The organism is Microbacterium sp. CCNWLW41 (assembly GCF_037083505.1).
Genome location: NZ_JBAOJP010000001.1, coordinates 173,453 through 189,911 on the forward strand (window position 1 = coordinate 173,453; position 16,459 = coordinate 189,911).

The 16,459-nt window shown below is 71.6% G+C and carries 13 protein-coding genes; 3 read left to right on the forward strand and 10 right to left on the reverse strand.

The genetic code is table 11. The features are described 5' to 3' along the window. Nucleotides 1-18: 18 nt before the first annotated feature. From V6R91_RS00680 to V6R91_RS00700, 5 genes are all read right to left on the reverse strand, one after another. Nucleotides 19-1,662: a TIGR04028 family ABC transporter substrate-binding protein gene (locus V6R91_RS00680; RefSeq protein ID WP_336393671.1), complete on the reverse strand. Its 1,644-nt coding sequence runs from the start codon at nucleotides 1,660-1,662 to the stop codon at nucleotides 19-21. 145 nt (nucleotides 1,663-1,807) lie between these two features. Further along, complete coding sequence (locus tag V6R91_RS00685) at nucleotides 1,808-3,214, reverse strand: NtaA/DmoA family FMN-dependent monooxygenase (protein ID WP_336393672.1); 1,407 nt, start codon at nucleotides 3,212-3,214, stop codon at nucleotides 1,808-1,810. Next, entirely contained in the window at nucleotides 3,211-4,071 is an 861-nt protein-coding gene (locus V6R91_RS00690; RefSeq protein WP_336393673.1) for a sulfurtransferase, read from the reverse strand. The genes V6R91_RS00685 and V6R91_RS00690 overlap by 4 nt, the downstream gene beginning before the upstream one ends. A 191-nt stretch (nucleotides 4,072-4,262) precedes the next feature. After that, nucleotides 4,263-6,395, reverse strand: coding sequence for a RecQ family ATP-dependent DNA helicase (locus V6R91_RS00695; protein WP_336393674.1), 2,133 nt, complete (start codon nucleotides 6,393-6,395; stop codon nucleotides 4,263-4,265). A gap of 61 nt (nucleotides 6,396-6,456) precedes the next feature. Next, nucleotides 6,457-7,065 (reverse strand): TetR/AcrR family transcriptional regulator, encoded by a 609-nt coding sequence (locus V6R91_RS00700; RefSeq protein ID WP_336393675.1) that lies wholly within the window; start codon nucleotides 7,063-7,065, stop codon nucleotides 6,457-6,459. 129 nt (nucleotides 7,066-7,194) lie between these two features. Here V6R91_RS00700 and V6R91_RS00705 point away from each other — a divergent pair, with 129 nt between their 5' ends. Both V6R91_RS00705 and V6R91_RS00710 read left to right on the forward strand, forming a co-directional pair. Then, nucleotides 7,195-8,001: a sugar phosphate isomerase/epimerase family protein gene (locus tag V6R91_RS00705; protein ID WP_336393676.1), complete on the forward strand. Its 807-nt coding sequence runs from the start codon at nucleotides 7,195-7,197 to the stop codon at nucleotides 7,999-8,001. Further along, nucleotides 8,001-9,128: a Gfo/Idh/MocA family protein gene (locus V6R91_RS00710; RefSeq protein ID WP_336393677.1), complete on the forward strand. Its 1,128-nt coding sequence runs from the start codon at nucleotides 8,001-8,003 to the stop codon at nucleotides 9,126-9,128. Before V6R91_RS00705 ends, V6R91_RS00710 begins: the two co-directional genes overlap by 1 nt. Before the next feature lie 89 nt (nucleotides 9,129-9,217). On the opposite strand, the gene iolD is transcribed toward V6R91_RS00710, so the two are convergent. From iolD to iolC, 5 genes are read right to left on the reverse strand one after another with little or no spacing between them, the layout of a single operon-like run. Beyond that, nucleotides 9,218-11,131 carry a 3D-(3,5/4)-trihydroxycyclohexane-1,2-dione acylhydrolase (decyclizing) gene (gene iolD / locus V6R91_RS00715; protein WP_336393678.1) on the reverse strand — a complete coding sequence of 638 codons (1,914 nt, stop codon included), beginning with the start codon at nucleotides 11,129-11,131 and terminating at the stop codon, nucleotides 9,218-9,220. After that, complete coding sequence (gene iolB / locus V6R91_RS00720; protein WP_336393679.1) at nucleotides 11,131-12,048, reverse strand: 5-deoxy-glucuronate isomerase; 918 nt, start codon at nucleotides 12,046-12,048, stop codon at nucleotides 11,131-11,133. Before iolB ends, iolD begins: the two co-directional genes overlap by 1 nt. Before the next feature lie 18 nt (nucleotides 12,049-12,066). Next, the gene (locus V6R91_RS00725; protein ID WP_336393680.1) at nucleotides 12,067-13,620 is read right to left on the reverse strand and encodes a CoA-acylating methylmalonate-semialdehyde dehydrogenase; all 1,554 of its coding nucleotides are present in this window, start codon (nucleotides 13,618-13,620) and stop codon (nucleotides 12,067-12,069) included. After that, nucleotides 13,617-14,537 (reverse strand): class I fructose-bisphosphate aldolase, encoded by a 921-nt coding sequence (locus tag V6R91_RS00730; RefSeq protein ID WP_336393681.1) that lies wholly within the window; start codon nucleotides 14,535-14,537, stop codon nucleotides 13,617-13,619. The genes V6R91_RS00725 and V6R91_RS00730 overlap by 4 nt, the downstream gene beginning before the upstream one ends. Further along, nucleotides 14,534-15,493 carry a 5-dehydro-2-deoxygluconokinase gene (iolC, locus tag V6R91_RS00735; RefSeq protein ID WP_336393682.1) on the reverse strand — a complete coding sequence of 320 codons (960 nt, stop codon included), beginning with the start codon at nucleotides 15,491-15,493 and terminating at the stop codon, nucleotides 14,534-14,536. Before iolC ends, V6R91_RS00730 begins: the two co-directional genes overlap by 4 nt. A gap of 167 nt (nucleotides 15,494-15,660) precedes the next feature. Here iolC and V6R91_RS00740 point away from each other — a divergent pair, with 167 nt between their 5' ends. Continuing rightward, entirely contained in the window at nucleotides 15,661-16,419 is a 759-nt protein-coding gene (locus V6R91_RS00740) for a GntR family transcriptional regulator (protein WP_336393683.1), read from the forward strand. The last annotated feature ends 40 nt before the right edge of the window (nucleotides 16,420-16,459 follow it).

Genomic DNA, 16,459 nt, shown 5'->3' on the forward strand with positions numbered 1-16,459 from the left:
GGGTTCGGCTCCCGAGTCCTACTGCTGCTCTTCGAGCCACACGTCGTAGAACAGCGGACGCGCGACCGACTCGAACTCGATCCCGTGGACGTACGGTGCTGCGCCGTACACCTGCGGCTCCTCGAACAGCGGGATGACGTACGCCTGCTCGGCGAGATGGTCCTGCACCGCCTGCGACGCCGCGATCCGCGCCTCCGCGTCGGGCGTCGAGGCCACGGCCTCGAGCAGGCGGTCGAGCTCGGCATCGTCCGACAGCAGCGTGTTGCGGTTCTTCGTGTAGTACTGGCTCTTGATGACGTCGAGGTCCGCGCGTCCGACCATCGAGTGGTAGAGCGGGGTCTTCAGCGGGTCCTTGATGTCCTCGGCGTACGTGCCGGCATCCGCCGACTTCACGTTGAGCTCGACGCCGATCTTCTTCAGCTGCTGCGAGACGAGTTCGAGCGTCTGCTTCGACAGCGGCTGCGGCTTCGCCTCGTAGACGTCCAGAGACAGGCGCTGGCCGTCCTTCTCGCGGATGCCGTCGGCTCCCGGCTCCCACCCGGCCTCGTCGAGCAGCTCCTCTGCCTTCTCGGGGTCGTACTCATAGAAGTCCGACTCGTCCTTGTATCCGAGAGCGGACGAGCTCAGTGCAGACGTGGCTCGCGGGTAGTTGCCCGTGAAGATCGTGTCGACGACCTCCTGGCTGTCGACACCGGCGACGAGGGCCTGACGAACACGGATGTCGCTCAGCAGGGGGTTGGTGAACCGCAGGCTCAGCCCGTTGTTCACACCACGGGTCTGCGGAGCGTACAGGTCGAAGCCCGACGACTCGACGCGCGCCTCGTCGAACGCCTGCACGTACCGGATGTAGTCGGCCTGGCCCGACAGCAGCGAGCCGATGCGCACGCTGTCCTCGGGCGTGACGATGAGGTGGATCTCGTCGAGGTACGCGCGGCCCTGGTGCTCGAAGCTCGGCGGCGCCCAGTCGTAATCCTCGCGTGCCTCGAGTGTGAGGTCGGTGCCCAGCTTCTCATCGGTGACCACGAAGGGACCCGAGCCCACGATGTCGACGGCGTTTCCGGCGCCGAGCTCCTCCAGCGAACGATCCAGCGTCGTCGGCGAGAGCAGGCCGGAGTTGATGGTCGACGTCGCCTGGAGGAAGCCGGGCGCCGGCGCCGAGAAGCGGAACGTCACGGTGTCGGCGTCGACGACCTCGCTCGAGGCGTAGTTGTTGATCGCCTCCGAGACCGTCAGTCCCAGCGTCGGGTTGCCGAGACCGTACGTGTCGAAGTTCTTCGCGACGGCGGCGGCGTCGAGCGGAGTCCCGTCCGAGAAGGTGACATCGTCGCGCAACCCGAACGTGTACTCCGTGGCGTCGGCGTTCACCGTCCACTCCGTCGCGACCCACGGCTCGATCTCGAGCGTTTCGGGATTCTGCCACGTCAGGCGCGCCGTGATGTTGTTCACGATGCCGCCGTTGGGGTAGAAGCCCGCCTGCGGCGGGTAGAGGTTCGTGTACGTCTGGTGCTCGAGGTAGGTGAGCGTGCCGCCGCGGACGGGGTCGTCGGCTGCGGCCGCCGCGCCCTCCGAGGCGGGCTGCCGCGACGCGCACGCCACCAGGGATGCCGCGGCGACGAGCAGGGCGGCAGCCCCGGCGGCGATTCGCAATGCGGGACGGGACATGGGTTCTCCAATGTGATTCGGGTGAGGTGAAGGGGTGCTGGCCACGCTAGGGAGCGGCATCCGTCGCCCGCCGATCGGGCTGTCACTGCTGTTCACCGTGCGCAAACGAGGGTCACCGACGTTCACGGGACGTAATACGGCGAGCTCAGCGACGCAGGGCGGCGGGTTCGGGTGCCCGCGCGAGCCGGGGCGCACCGAGCCCCAGGCGATCCCGAAGCGTCGCCCCGGAACGGCCGATGAGGCCCCGGCGCCGCAGTTCCGGCACGGCGAGGGACGTGAAGGACTCGAACTGCGACGGCTGGAAGGCAGACAGCACATTGAAGCCGTCCGCGGCGCCGGAGTCGCGCCACAGCTCGAAGTGATCGGCGATCGCTCCGGCACCGCCGACGACGAAGTTGGCCGGCACGGCGTGCGCGGCGATGAGGTGACGCCACGTGACCGGGTACGGACCGTCGAGGCTCCGGCCGGTGCGCCCGCGCACGATGTCGAGCGTCCGCGCCGCCGGCTCCGCGAAGCGGGCCGCGGCCCGCCGTGGCACCGCGTCGTCGACGGATGCCTCGCGCACGGCGTCGTCGGCGTCGATACAGGCGATGTCGAGGAACGATGCCAGCGAGCGGTTCGATGGGAACGCCGGCCGCCCGTCGGAGCCGGAGAAGCCGTCGTCGATCGGGACGAGCAGGAGCAGCCGGTCGACGATCGCGCGGGCCGCGGCATCCGTCTCCGCCACCACCGGCAGCACCGGGACGATGACCTTGAGCTCGTCGGGATCACGGCCGGATGCCTCCGCCAGCGTCCGCAGCCCGGCTCGCGTCGCCGCGGCCACGGCCGGCTCTCCCGCGGCGATGAGCGCGAGGTCGGCCTCGGTCGCGGCCAGCGCACGTGAACGCGGCGAAGTGCCGGCGTGGACGATCGGCGGATGCCCTTGCGGTGGGCGCGCGACATTCAGCGGCCCCTCGACTCGCACGTGCGCGCCCGAGAATGCGGCCGGGCGCAACCGGTCGGCGTCGATGAGCACGCCCCGAGCGGTGTCGGCGAGCCACGCGTCGTCGTCCCACGATTCCCAGAGCAGCCGCAGCGCGTGGACGAACTCGTCGGCGCGGTCGTAGCGCGACTCGTTGTCGGCGTGCGCGTCGCGCCCGTGGTTCGCCGCGGCGCGCGGCTCGGCGCCTGTGACGAGGTTGACGCCGGCGCGACCGCCGGTGAGGACGTCGAGGGATGCCGTCGCGCGAGCGGCTGCGTACGGATCTGCGTACGTCGAGTTGACGGTCGCGATGAGCCCGATGCGCTCGGTGACCCCGGCCAGGTACAGCACGGCGCTCAGCGGATCGATGCGTGCGAGCAGGTAGGGGTCGCGGAACTCCAGGTCGGGTCCGGTCGCGAGCCAGTCGCCGAAGAAGAGGTAGTCGAGGTCGGCGTCCTCGCCCAGGCGTGCGATGCGACGCAGGACCGCGGCATCCGACTGCGGGTCGTTGTGCGCGCCGGGGTAGCGCCAGCCTGACGGGTACGCGCCGAGTGTGCGCACCATGGCGCCGACGATGAGAGGCTCGCTCATACCGGCACCACGTCCAGCGAGGGCGCCGGGCCGACGGCGGCGAGGCGGCCGCGCGCGCGCGACCACTGGCTCCACGACCCCGGATACACCACGACGTCGATGCCCGCGATCACCCCGGCCAGCGCCGTGTGGGTCGCCGCGATGCCCGAGCCGCAGTAGGCGGCGACGGCGACTCCGTCGCGCACCCCGGCGGCGGCGAACTCGGCGCGGATCTCTTCGGCCGAGCGGAACTTCCCGGCTGACAGGTGCACGGTCGTCGGCAGGTTCACCGCGCCCGGGATGTGACCGCCGACGGGGTCCAGCGGCTCGCTGTCGCCGCGGTATCGCTCGGGCGCGCGGACGTCCAGCAGCAGGCCGTGGTCGGGCCACTCCTCCACGCCGTCGATGTCGGCGAAGCCGTCGCTGATGTCATCGAGAACGACATCGCCCGGCGGGCGCGGCAGCACGTCGCCGGTCTCCAGCGGCAGCCGCTCCGCCAGCCACCCGCGAAGCCCGCCATCGAGCACACGCACGTCGGCGAGTCCGGAGCGGGTCAGCACCCACCAGGCGCGGGCCGCCGCGACCGAATGCACGTCGTCGTACGCGACGACGGTGTCACCGGTGCGGATCCCCCAGCGCCGGGCAGCGGCCTGCAGCTGCTCGCGGGACGGGAGCGGATGCCGCCCCTCACGCGGGTCGCCGCGGCGGGCGAGCTCGTTGTCGAGGTCGACGTAGACCGCGCCCGGCAGGTGCCCGTCGAGGTAGTCCGGACGGCCCTCCGGCCGGTCGAGGCGCCAGCGCACGTCGAGGATCCGCGGCGGGGTGCCGCCGCGGATCAGATCGGCGAGGTCGGTCGGCGAGATGAGTGGGGTAGGCATGCGCTCATGCTGGCCGGGCGCCCGACTCGGTGAAACGCTGAGACGACACACGCCGCGACAGGGCGACACGCGGCGTCATACGGGGTCATCCGCGCGCTGAATCGCGGTGTCGCGATCGAATCGCGGTGCGCCGTGCGCACCGACTACCGCGAGTCGTACGCGACATCACGAGTGGACGACGGGGGCGCGGGTCAGCCGCGCAGCGCGAGGGCGAAGGGCAGCACCTCGGCCGCGCCTGCCCGCCGCAGCTCGCGGGCGGCGATCGTCAGGGTCCACCCGCTGTCGACGCGGTCGTCGACGAGGAGCACGGGCCCGTCGGGAAGGTCGAGAGTCGCCGCGGAGAAGCGCCCCCAGACGCCCGCCACCCGGAATGCGCTGTTGCCGCCCGGCCGGCCCGTCGGGCCGCCGTCTACGAGGTCGAGGGCGCCGAGGAACGGCAGCCGCCCGATCTCGGCGATGCCGCGGGCGAGCGAGTCCACCAGCTGCGGCTTCGACCGCGACGGCATCGCCACGACGGCCACGGGCCGGCGGTCCCAGCCCCACTCCGCGAGCACGCGGACGCAGGCCTGCAGCACGTTCGGGGGCACCGGCGCGTCCCCGGCGCCGACGGCGAAGAGGTCGCGCAGCGCGCCGCCCCAGCCGAGGTCGGTGAGGCGAGCGAGCGCGCGTCCCTCGGCTGCCTGCTCCTCCGAAGGGATCCGGCCCTTCACCGCGACTCCGAGCCGGTCGGCGCCCGTCGGCCACTGCCGCCGGGGCTCTATCGGCACGCCGACGCGATCGAGCGCGGCCGCGGCGGCATCCGTCGCCCCCGTCGCGATCTCGGTCGGGAACCACGCGCCGGCGCAGTTGTCGCAGCGGCCGCACGGGGCGGCGGTGTCGTCGTCGAGCGAGCGCTGCAGGAACTCCATGCGGCAGCCGCGCGACTCCTCGTACTCGATCATGTGCTGCTGCTCGGCGACCCGCTCGGCGGCGATGCGCCGGTAGCGGTCCTCGTCGTAGGTCCACGGCTCGCCGGTGGCGATCCAGCCGCCCCGCACCCGGGCGACGGCTCCGTCGACGTCGAGCACCTTCAGCAGCAGCTCGAGCGGCGTGCGGCGGATGTCGACGACCGCCTCGAGCGCGGGCGTCGAGAGCGGCCCCGCGGCGTCGGCGAGAGCCGCCAGCACCCGCTCGGCCCGCTCCCGGTCGGGCATCGACGCCGTGGCGAAGTAGTGCCAGATCTCGCGGTCCTCGGTTCCCGGGAGCAGCAGCACGTCGGCCGACTCGGTCGCACGGCCGGCGCGCCCGACCTGCTGGTAGTACGACACCGGCGACGACGGGGCGCCCAGATGCACGACGAAGCCGAGGTCGGGCTTGTCGAACCCCATCCCCAGCGCGCTGGTGGCCACGAGGGCCTTCACCCGGTTGTCTTTCAGGAGCGCCTCGGACTGCTCCCGCTCGTCGGTGTCGGTCTGTCCGGTGTAGGCGCGCACGTCGTGGCCCCGCTCGCGCAGCAGTCGCGCCGTGTCGTTCGCGGCGGCGACCGTGAGGGTGTAGATGATGCCAGAGCCGGGCAGGTCGCCGAGGTGGCTGATGAGCCAGGCGAGGCGGCTCGGCGAGTCGGGCAGGCGCAGCACGCCCAGCCGCAGCGACGCGCGGGCCAGCGGCCCGCGGATCGTGAGCACGCCTGGTCCGGCATCCCCCGCCGGCCCGTCGCGGTGCGCACCCGCGTCGAGCTGCTCGGCGACGTCGGCGACCACGCGGCTGTTGGCCGTCGCGGTCGTCGCCAGCACGGGGACCCCGTCGGGCATGCGCGCGATGAGCTCGCGCAGGCGGCGGTAGTCGGGGCGGAAGTCGTGGCCCCAGTCGCTGATGCAGTGGGCCTCGTCGACGACCAGCAGGCCGATGCGGTCGACGAGCTGCGGAAGCTGCTCGTCTCGGAACGAAGGGTTGTTGAGCCGCTCCGGCGAGACGAGCAGCACGTCCACCTCGTCGTGGTCGAGCTGCGCGAGCACATCGCCCCACTCGTGCGCGTTCGTCGAGTCGATCTTCACCGCGCGGACCCCTGCCCGGGCGGCCGCCGCGATCTGGTCGCGCATGAGGGCCAGGAGCGGAGACACGAGCACGGTCGGCCCCGCACCCCGTCGGCGCAGCAGCAGCGTCGCCACGAAGTACACCGCCGACTTGCCCCAGCCGGTGCGCTGGACCACGAGCGCGCGGCGCCGGTCGTCGACGAGCGCCTCGATCGCCTCGAACTGGCCCTCGTGGAAGTCGGCGTCGTCCCGCCCCACCAGCGCCCTCAGCACGTCGAGGGCCTCGGCACGGGTGGTCGTCGTCGGTGTCACGGGTTCCACCCTGCCCCATGCTCCTGACACGTCTCCCAGACGCGTCCGCGCGCGCGACCGGTCAGGCGCGGGGGGCCGCCAGCAGCTGGTCGAGCAGGGCGAGCGCGGCGTCCTGGGGAGCACTGGCGTCCAGGAGCCACTGGGTCTGCAGACCGTCGGATGCCGCGATCACCAGGGCCGCGACCGCCTCGGGGTCGACATCCGCCCGGATGCGACCGGCCTCCTGGCTGTGACGCACCCGCCTGGCCATGTCGGCGCGCACGCGGGCGAAGCGCGAGGTGGCGAACTCGCGGGCGGCCGGATGCCCCTCCTCCAGCGCCGTCGCGACGAGAGTCGAGTAGAGCTGGACGAGTCCCTGCACCTCGCGGTTCGACTCCGTCCAGCGACGGAGCGCCTCCACGGGGGTCTCGTCCTGATCGGTGGAGGGCTCGTCGTCGCCGCGTCGCTCGGACTCCTGGTAGACGGCGACGAGCAGCTCTTCCAGCGACCCGAAGTAGTGCTTCAGCGCGGCATGGGTGACGCCGACCTCCTCGGCGATCGCGCGCAGGCTCGTGCGGTCCGAGCCGCGCTGCGCGAAGACCTCGATCGCGCGGTCGAGGATCTCCTGACGTCGGGCGACGCCCTTCGCATACGACCCGCGCGGGGCCGGCTGGTGCTCGTCGCCGGACATGCGGCCATGCTATCCGACGAAAACCTCCACGTGGAGGTTTTCGTGGTACCGTGATCGTCGGCGGGGTCGGTCGACCCGCTCCCGCCCACAGCGACAACCGTCGAAGCAGACAACGAAGGAGCGCGACCGATGCCGGTCCAGACATCCATCCAGCTGTTCACCGTGAAGGACGCGCTCGAGGCCGACCTCGAGGGCACCCTCGCCGAACTGGCCGCCCGCGGCTTCACCGCCGCGGAGCCGTACGACTTCGTGCGCCGCGCCGAGCCGCTCGCGGCAGCGCTGAAGGCCAACGGCATCGCCGCCCCCACCGGTCATGCCTTCCTCGCGTCGACCTCGTTCGTGAACCCCGACGGCACGACGACGACCCGCCCGGTCCCCGCACCGGAGGCCGTCTTCGACGCCGCGGACACCCTCGGCATGACCACCGTCATCGAGCCCTACACCGACCCCGCCCTGTGGCAGAGCCGTGAGCACATCGCCGACATCGCCCGGCAGCTCAACGCCGCCGCCGAGATCGGCGCCGCACGCGGCATCCGCGTCGGGTACCACAACCACGCGCACGAGCTCGAGGCGACCTTCGACGGCAAGACCGGTCTCGAGGTGCTCGCCGACCAGCTCGACGAGCGCGTCGTGCTCGAGGTCGACCTCTATTGGGTGGCGCGCGCCGGCGTCGACTCGGCGGCGCTCCTGCGCCGGCTCGGAGACCGCGTGATCGCAGTGCACGTCAAGGACGGCACGCTCGACCCCGAGGCCGTCGCGGCCTACCCGCCGGCCGACCAGGTGCCCGCCGGCCAGGGCGTCGTGCCCCTCGAAGAGGCGCTGGCCGCGGCATCCGCCCTCGAGGTCGCCATCGTCGAGTTCGACCACTTCGGCGGAGACCTGTTCGACGCCGTCGAGCAGAGCCGCCGCTTCCTCGACGAGAAGGTGTCCGCCTGATGGCCGCCGCGACCCAGCCCGTCGGCGTCGGCCTCATCGGCGCCGGAAACATCAGCGACCAGTACCTGACGCACCTCACGAGTTTCCCCGACGTGCGCGTGCTCGCCGTCGGCGACCTTCTCGAGGAGCGCGCCAAGGCCCAGGCCGACAAGTACGGCGTGCCGCGCGGCGGCAGCGTCGAGTCGGTGCTGAACGACCCCGACATCGACATCGTCGTGAACCTCACGATCCCGGCGGTGCACGTGGAGGTGTCCGAGGCGATCATCGCCGCGGGCAAGCACGTGTGGACCGAGAAGCCGATCGGCATCGACCGCGAGGAGTCGCAGCGGCTGCTCGACACCGCCCGCGCGGCCGGTCTGCGGGTCGGCGTCGCGCCCGACACCGTGCTCGGCCCCGGTGTGCAGACGGCGAAGCGCGCGATCGCGCGCGGCGACATCGGCCGCCCGCTGTTCGCGACCACCACGTTCCAGTGGCAGGGTCCGGAGCTGTGGCATCCGAATCCCGCGTTCCTGTACGCCAAGGGCGCCGGGCCGCTGCTGGACATGGGTCCGTACTACGTCTCGACGCTCGTGCACGTGTTCGGCCCGGTCGCGTCGGTCGCCGCCCTCGGGCTCCAGGGCGTCCCGACCCGCACCGTCAAGTCGGGAGAGCTCGCCGGCCAGGAGTTCCCGGTCGAGATCCCGTCGACGCTGTCGGTGCTGATGGACTTCGAGCAGGGCGGTCAGGCGCAGAGCCTGTACAGCACCGACTCGCCGCTCAAGCGCCACGGCATCGTCGAGATCAACGGCACCGAGGGCACGATCGTGATCCCCGACCCGAACATGTTCGGCGGCGACATCTCGATCATCCGTCCGCTGACCGACGCGTCGGTGAGCGAGCAGGAGATCCTCGAGGTGCCGCAGGAGGGCGTGCTCACCGGCCGCGGCCTCGGACTGCTCGACATGGCGCGCTCGATCCGCGAGGACCGCCCGCACATCGCCACCGGCGAGTTCGGCTACCACGTGCTCGACACCCTGCTCTCGATCGAGGAGGCCGCGGCGTCCCGCGGCTTCGTCGAGGTGAAGAGCACCCTCGGCGAGGTCGGCTCGCTGCCCGCGGACTTCGACCCGCTGGCCGCCACGCTCTGACGGGCGCCGCCGCGCCGAACGCCCCCTGCCGCGAGGCGGGGGGCGTTCGTTTTGGGGATGACGGATGCCGCAGGCCGCGACACCGGAGCTCAGCCCAGCAGCGGCCGCTGCGTGACCCGCTGCTCCTCGTACTCCCGACGGGCCCGCTGCGTGGACTCGAGGGTCGAGACCTCGGCCACCGGGACGTCCCACCAGCCGGCGCCGTCGGGCGCGTAGATGAGCGGATCGCTGTTGATGTGGATGACGGTGGACCGGTCGGATGCCTTCGCCTGCGCGACGGCCGCCTTCAGGTCGTCGATGGCGGAGGCGCCGGGCTGGACCTCGATGACGTCGAGTCCGTAGCTGCGGGCGTTCATCGCGAGGTCGACCGGGAGGATGCCGTCGCCCTGGAAGTTGCGCGCGTGGGGGTCGTACTCCCGGTAGCGGGTGCCGAAGCGCTCTGAGCCGACCGTCTCGGACAGGTGGCCGATGGAGGCGAACCCGTGGTTCTGCACGAGGATCACGATGAGCTTGATCCCCTCCGCGACCGCGGTGACGAGCTCGGTGTTGAGCATGAGGTAGGAGCCGTCCCCCACCATGACGATGACGTCGCGGTCGTCGCCGTCGGCGAGGAGACCGCGCTTCGCGCCCAGTCCACCGGCGATCTCGTACCCCATGCACGAGAACGCGTACTCCACGTGATAGCCGAGCGGGTCGCGGACGCGCCACAGCTTGTGGAGGTCGCCCGGCAGTGAGCCGGCCGCCTGGACGACGACGTCCTCCGGCGCGCTCGTGGACTGCACGGCGCCGATGATCTCGGGCTGGCCCGGCAGGGCGAGCCCGGACGGCGCAAAGGCTGCATCGACCGCGGCATCCCACTCCGCCTTCACGCGGGCGATCCGCTCGCGGTGGTCGCGGCCGACCTGGAAGCCCTCGAGCTCGATCGAGAGCTCGCGGAGAGCCTCGCGCGCGTCGGCGATCACCGGCAGCTCGGTGCCGTGCTTGTAGGCGTCGAAGGACGCGACGTTGATGTTGACGAACACGACACCGGGATTCTGGAACGCCGTGCGCGAGGCGGTCGTGAAGTCGCTGTACCGGGTGCCGATGCCGATGACGACGTCGGCCTCCGCCGCGAGGCGGTTGGCGGCGGAGGTGCCGGTCGCGCCGACGCCTCCGACGTACTGCGGGTGGTCCCACGCGAGGGAGCCGCCGCCTGCCTGCGTGGTGCCGACGGGGATGCCGGTCGCCTCGACGAGCGCGCGGAGCTGGTCCTCGGCCCCCGAGTAGAGGACGCCGCCGCCGGCGACGATGAACGGGTTCTTCGCGCCGCGGATCGCTGCCACCGCCCGCGCGAGCGGGCCGCGCTCGGGAAGCGGACGGCGCAGGTGCCACTCGCGGTCGTGCAGGAACTCGACGGGCACGTCGAGGGCCTCGGCCTGGACGTCCTCGGGCAGGGCGATGGTGACGGCGCCGGTCTCGGCGGGATCGGTCAGCACCCGCATGGCGGCGAGGGCGATCGAGTACAGCTGCTCGGGGCGCTGCACGCGATCGAAGAAGCGCGACAGCGGGCGGAAGGCATCCGTCACCTGCAGCCCGGTGTCCCACGGCTGCTCGAGCTGCTGCAGCACCGGGTCGGCGACGCGCGTGGCGAAGGTGTCGCTGGGCAGCAGCAGCGCGGGGAGGCGGTTCGTCGTCGCGAGCGCCGCGCCGGTGAGCATGTTGGCAGCACCGGGACCGACGGAGGCCGCCGCGGCGATCGTCCCGCGCCGGCGATGCATGCGCGCGTACCCCACCGCCTCGTGCACCATGGCCTGCTCGTTGCGGGCCTGGTAGTACGGCATGAGCTCCGGCTGCTCGACGTTGACCTGCTTCAGCGCCTGGCCGATGCCGGCCACGTTGCCGTGCCCGAAGATGCCGAGCACCCCCGGGACGGTGCGCTCGCGGATGTCGCCGTCCACGGTCCACTGGTGCGCGAGGAACTCCACGAGGGCCTGGCTCACCGTCATCCGTCTCGTCGCGCCCATCAGCTGCTGCCTTCCTCGTCGTCGGCGGTGAACGGCAGTCGGTCGTCGACGTCCTGCCCGGTCCAGGTGTCGCGCACCCACGCGTGCGCGGGGTCGTCGCTGATCAGCCACACCCGCTCGGGGTCGGGGCCGGCCATCACGTTGAGGTAGTAGAGGTCGTACCCGGGCGCCGCCACGGCCGGGCCGTGGTAGCCGTAGGGCACGAGCGCGATGTCGCCGGTGCGCACCATCGCGTTGATGTCGATCTCGCCTGCGGGTGAGGAGTAGGTGCTGAACATGCCGAAGGATGCCTCGGGCGAAGCATCCGATCCGGCCACCGGCGCGGTCTCGAAGTAGTAGATCTCCTCGAGGCGCGACTCGTGGCCGGGGACGTGCTCGTCGTGCTTGTGCGGCGGGTACGACGACCAGTTCTCGGCGGGCGTGATGACCTCGCACACGATGAGCCGCGCGGCGTCCAGGGCCTGCGGGGTGCCGAAGTTGTGCACCTGACGGCTGGAGCGGCCCGCCCCGCGCAGCTCGACGGGCGTGTCGGCGGCGGGGACGTGCACGCTCGGCTTCACGATCTCGGTGGGCGAGGACGCGATCGCGACGCGGCCGGCGCCGGCGAGCACCGCGGTCGCGGCGGACGAGAGGTAGAGCACGTCGGTCGGCCCGTCGAACACCGACGCCCGGCCCTTCAGACGCGCCGTGGTGGTCTCGGCGCCCTCGAAGTACGAGACGGTGAACGATCCGGCCAGCGGCACGACGATGCGCTCCACCCCTGTCGGCGCGAGCGCGAGCGAGTCGGTCTCGGCCAGTTCGGCCACCCGGATGCCGGTGTGCGCCCAGCCGGGAGTGGTCTCGTCGACGACGCTCTCCCACCCGTCACGGGCGAGCTCGCCGCGGCGGTGGAACCAGCGCTGGTCGGTGGTGCTCATGTCTCCCAATCGGGGTGATCAGTGGTTCTGGGGGAAGCCGAGGTTGATGCCGCCGTGGCTGGCGGGGTCGAGCCAGCGGGAGGTGATGGCCTTCTCGCGGGTGAAGAAGTCGAAGCCGTGGACGCCGTAGGCTTTCGCGTCACCGAAGAGAGACTGCTTCCAGCCGCCGAAGGAGTGGTAGGCGACGGGCACGGGGATGGGGACGTTGATGCCGATCATGCCGACCTGCACCTCGTTCTGGAAGCGGCGAGCGGCTCCGCCGTCGTTGGTGAAGATCGCGGTGCCGTTGCCGAACCGGCCGGAGTTGATCAGCTCCAGGCCCTCGTCGTAGGACTGCACCCGGACCACGGACAGCACCGGTCCGAAGATCTCCTCGGTGTAGGCCCGGGAGGTGGTGGGGACGTTGTCCAGCAGGGTGGGGCCGAAGAAGAACCCGTCCTCGTGGCCGTCGACGGTGCAGCCGCGGCCGTCCACCACGATCCTCGCGCCGTCGGCCTCGGCGATGTCGACGTACTCGGCGACCTTGGCGCGGTGCGCGTCGGTGATCAGCGGACCCAGGTCCGGCTCCACCCCGTCGGTGCCGGCGCCGTTGCCGATCCGCAGCCGCCCGATGCGGTCCTGGATCTTCGAGATCAGCTCGTCCGCGACCGGCTCCACCGCGAGAACCACGCTGATGGCCATGCAGCGTTCCCCGGCGGCGCCGTATCCGGCGTTCACGGCCTGGTCGGCGACGAGGTCCAGGTCGGCGTCCGGCAGCACCAGCATGTGGTTCTTCGCGCCGCCCAGCGCCTGCACCCGCTTGCCGTGCCGTGACGCCGTCTCGTAGATGTACTGCGCGATCGGGGTCGACCCCACGAAGCTGATCGAGGCGACGTCCGGGGAGGTGAGCAGGCCGTCCACGGCGAGCTTGTCTCCCTGCAGCACCGTGAACACCCCGTCCGGCAGTCCCGCCTCCTGCCACAGTCGCGCCAGCCACAGCGCCGCCGACGGGTCCTTCTCACTGGGCTTGAGGACCACCGAGTTGCCCGCGGCGATCGCGATCGGGAAGAACCACATCGGCACCATCGCCGGGAAGTTGAACGGGCTGATGATCCCCACCACGCCGAGCGGCTGCTTGAGCGAGTACACGTCGATCCCGGTCGAGGCGTTCTCGCTGAACGCGCCCTTGATCAGGTGCGGGAACCCGCACGCCAGCTCCACCACCTCCTGGCCGCGCAGGATCTCCCCCATCGCGTCCGAGACGACCTTGCCGTGCTCGGCGGTGATGATCTCGGCCAGCTCCTGCTTGCGTGCGTTCAGCAGCTCCCTGAACGCGAACAGCACCGTCTGCCGCTTCGCGACCGAGAACCCGCTCCACACCTGGAACCCCGCCTGCGCCGATGCGATCGCCGCATCGACCTCCGTCTCATCCGCCAGCGCCACCTGAGCCTGCACCGCACCTGTCGCCGGGTTGAACACCGGCGCCGTCCGCCCCGAGACCGACGGCCGCTCCGCGCCGTCGATCCAGTGCGAGATGACGCGGACGTCCGAGTCGACGTCGGACGTCGCGGGAGAGATCTGGGTGTCGGTCATGTGAGTTCCTTCGTGAGAGTCGAGAGGTCGGAGTGGACGAGCCCCGCCGCGATGTCCACGGCGGCGGCGACGCCGTCGTCGGGGGGATACAGGAGCGTGCGGCCGACGGTGAGCCCACGCACGCCGGGGAGCGACAGGGCATCCTCCCACGCGGCGAAGGTCTCGTCGGGATCGACCCCGGAGTCGCCGCCCAGCAGCAGCGTCGGCATCGTCGTCGCCGCCATGACCCGCTCCATGTCGTCCACCACGGGCAGCTTCATCCACGTGTGCGAGCTGGATGCGCCCAGACCCGAGGCGATCGCCACCGACAGGATGACGGCATCCGTCGACAGGTCGTTGACGACGCGGCCGTCCGCGCGCGTGCTGAGGAACGGCTCGAGCATGATCGGCAGCCCGGCGGCCGAGGCCTGCGTGACGGCGGCGGCCATCGCCGTGAGCGTGGACACCGTTGCGGGATCGGCGAGGTCGATGCGGACCAGCGTCTTGGCGAAGTCGATACCCGCGCCGACCATCGTCGGCACGTCGTACGCGGTCATGCGGTCGTCCAGCTCGAACGCCGCGCCGCGCAGTCCGCCGCGATTCATGGAGCCGACGATGATCTTGTCGTCCAGAAGCCCGAGCGCGGCGAGGTCGTCAATGATGTCGGGCGTGCCGAGCACGCCGTCCACACCGGGCCGGCTGAGCGCGATGGCGAGCCGGTCGAGCAGCTCGTACCGGTCGGCCATCGCGGTGGGGTTCGGGCCGACCGCGAGCGCGCCGCGGGCGGGATGGTCGGCCGCGACGATGAACAGGCGGCCGTCGGCGGACAGCACGTCGCGCCGGCGGCGGGCGGTGAGGGAGGCGCGGATCACCTCGGGTGCCGTGGCACGCAGATCGCGCAGGCGGACGAAGTCGTCCGCGGTGAGGAACCGGGTCATCGGGATGCTCCCGCCCCGATGATCGCGGCCACCTCGGACTCCGTCGGCATCGCCGTGGAGCATTCCAGGCGCGAGGCGACGATGGCTCCGGCGACGTTCGCGAACCTCAGGAGCCGCTCCAGGTCCCAGCCCGCGAGCAGCCCGTGGCACAGGGCGCCGCCGAACGCGTCGCCCGCGCCGAGGCCGTTGACGACGTCCACGTGATGCGGGGGCACCACGACGGACCCCTCGCGGGTCTTCGCCAGCACCCCCTTCGGGCCCTGCTTGACGATCGCGAGCTCGACGCCGCGCTCGAGCAGGGCGTCGGCGGCGCGCTCCGGCTCCGACTCGCCGACCGCGACCTCGCACTCCTCGCGGTTCCCCACGGCGACGGTGGCGTGCTCCAGGGCACGGGTCATCTGGGCGTGCGCGTCGGCCGGGCCGGCCCAGAACATCGGACGGTAGTCCAGGTCGAAGACGGTGTGGCCGACCGTGCGCGCCTGCAGCGCGGCATGATGAGCGGCACGACTCGGCTCCTGGCTCAGCCCGGTCGCGGTGATCCACAGGATGCGGGCGGCGCGGACGGCGTCGAGGTCGAGGTCCGCCGGCGGCACGTTGAGGTCCGGCGCCTTCGGCTCGCGGTAGAAGTACAGCGGGAAGTCGTCCGGCGGGAAGATCTCGCAGAACGTCACCGGCGTCTTGAGGGTGTCGTCGACCGCGACGAAGCGGTTGTCGACACCCAGCCGCTCGAGCTCGGCGAGCAGATAGCGTCCGAACGGGTCGTCCCCGACGCGCGAGATCAACGCGACGTGCCGGCCGTGGCGGGCCGCGGCGACGCTCACGTTGGCGGCGCTGCCCCCGAGGAACTTGCCGAACGTCTGGACCTCTTCGAGCCCGACGCCCGACTGGAGGGGGTAGATGTCCACGCCCAGGCGCCCGAACGCCAGCACGTCGAAGGGAGGAGTGTTCTGGGTCATACCCCGCTGTACAACTCTCTGCGGCGCCCTCGGGCCGCCTCGGCGGACTCTTTGTCCTGACAATAGCACAACGCCTCCGGAAAGCGACACACCCGCCTGGACGTATGACAAACGCCTGGCGATGTATCATTGTCGGGACATTATGCTGTCGGGACTTGGAGTGGATGATGGCAGACGACGTGGTCAGGCTCGACGACTTCCTCTCGAGCATGGACCGCACCGGCCCCGTGCCGCTGTACTTCCAGGTATCGAGCGCGATCGAGAAGGCGATCCGGTCCGGTGAGATCCCGCCGGGAGCGCGGCTCGAGAACGAGATCGCGATCGGCCAGCGCCTCGGGCTCTCCCGCCCGACGATCCGCCGCGCGATGGAGGAGCTGGTCGACAAGGGGCTCCTCGTGCGCCGGCGCGGCATCGGCACGCAGGTGGTGCAGGGTCAGGTCACGCGGCAGGTGGAGCTGACGAGCCTGTACGAGGATCTCAAGAACTCGCAGCACGAGCCCGGCACCCGGGTGCTCGAACACGACACGCGCGCCGCCGACCCCGCGACGGCGGACGCGCTGAGCGTGCCCGTCGGATCCGACATCGTCTACCTCCGGCGGCAGCGTTCCACCGACGGCGTGCCCGTCGCCGTGCTCACCAACTACCTGCCCCTGGACTTCGCCGACATCACCACCGAGCAGCTCCAGCAGAAGGGGCTCTACGAGATCATGCGGGCGCGGGGCGTGACCATCCGCGTGGCCAACCAGAAGATCGGCGCCCGGCGGGCGCACGGCGATGAGGCGGGACTGCTCGACATCGACAAGGGCGGGCCGGTGCTCACGATGGAGCGCGTGGCCTTCGACGCCTCGGGCCGCGCGGTGGAGTTCGGCCACCACTGCTACCGGCCCGACATGTACAGCTTCCAGACGACGCTCGTGGCCAGGTAGGACGAGCGGGACGGATGCCGCAGGCCCGCGCCCGCGGCAT

Bases quoted from the DNA above. Each gene is read 5' to 3' on its own strand.
- V6R91_RS00740 (WP_336393683.1), top strand. From the start codon at position 15,661: ATGGCAGACGACGTGGTCAGGCTCGACGACTTCCTCTCGAGCATGGAC.
- V6R91_RS00705 (WP_336393676.1), top strand. From the start codon at position 7,195: ATGCCGGTCCAGACATCCATCCAGCTGTTCACCGTGAAGGACGCGCTC.
- iolD (WP_336393678.1), bottom strand. From the start codon at position 11,131: ATGGGCGCGACGAGACGGATGACGGTGAGCCAGGCCCTCGTGGAGTTC.
- iolB (WP_336393679.1), bottom strand. From the start codon at position 12,048: ATGAGCACCACCGACCAGCGCTGGTTCCACCGCCGCGGCGAGCTCGCC.
- V6R91_RS00730 (WP_336393681.1), bottom strand. From the start codon at position 14,537: ATGACCCGGTTCCTCACCGCGGACGACTTCGTCCGCCTGCGCGATCTG.
- V6R91_RS00690 (WP_336393673.1), bottom strand. From the start codon at position 4,071: ATGCCTACCCCACTCATCTCGCCGACCGACCTCGCCGATCTGATCCGC.
- V6R91_RS00725 (WP_336393680.1), bottom strand. From the start codon at position 13,620: ATGACCGACACCCAGATCTCTCCCGCGACGTCCGACGTCGACTCGGAC.
- iolC (WP_336393682.1), bottom strand. From the start codon at position 15,493: ATGACCCAGAACACTCCTCCCTTCGACGTGCTGGCGTTCGGGCGCCTG.
- V6R91_RS00710 (WP_336393677.1), top strand. From the start codon at position 8,001: ATGGCCGCCGCGACCCAGCCCGTCGGCGTCGGCCTCATCGGCGCCGGA.
- V6R91_RS00685 (WP_336393672.1), bottom strand. From the start codon at position 3,214: ATGAGCGAGCCTCTCATCGTCGGCGCCATGGTGCGCACACTCGGCGCG.
- V6R91_RS00700 (WP_336393675.1), bottom strand. From the start codon at position 7,065: ATGTCCGGCGACGAGCACCAGCCGGCCCCGCGCGGGTCGTATGCGAAG.
- V6R91_RS00680 (WP_336393671.1), bottom strand. From the start codon at position 1,662: ATGTCCCGTCCCGCATTGCGAATCGCCGCCGGGGCTGCCGCCCTGCTC.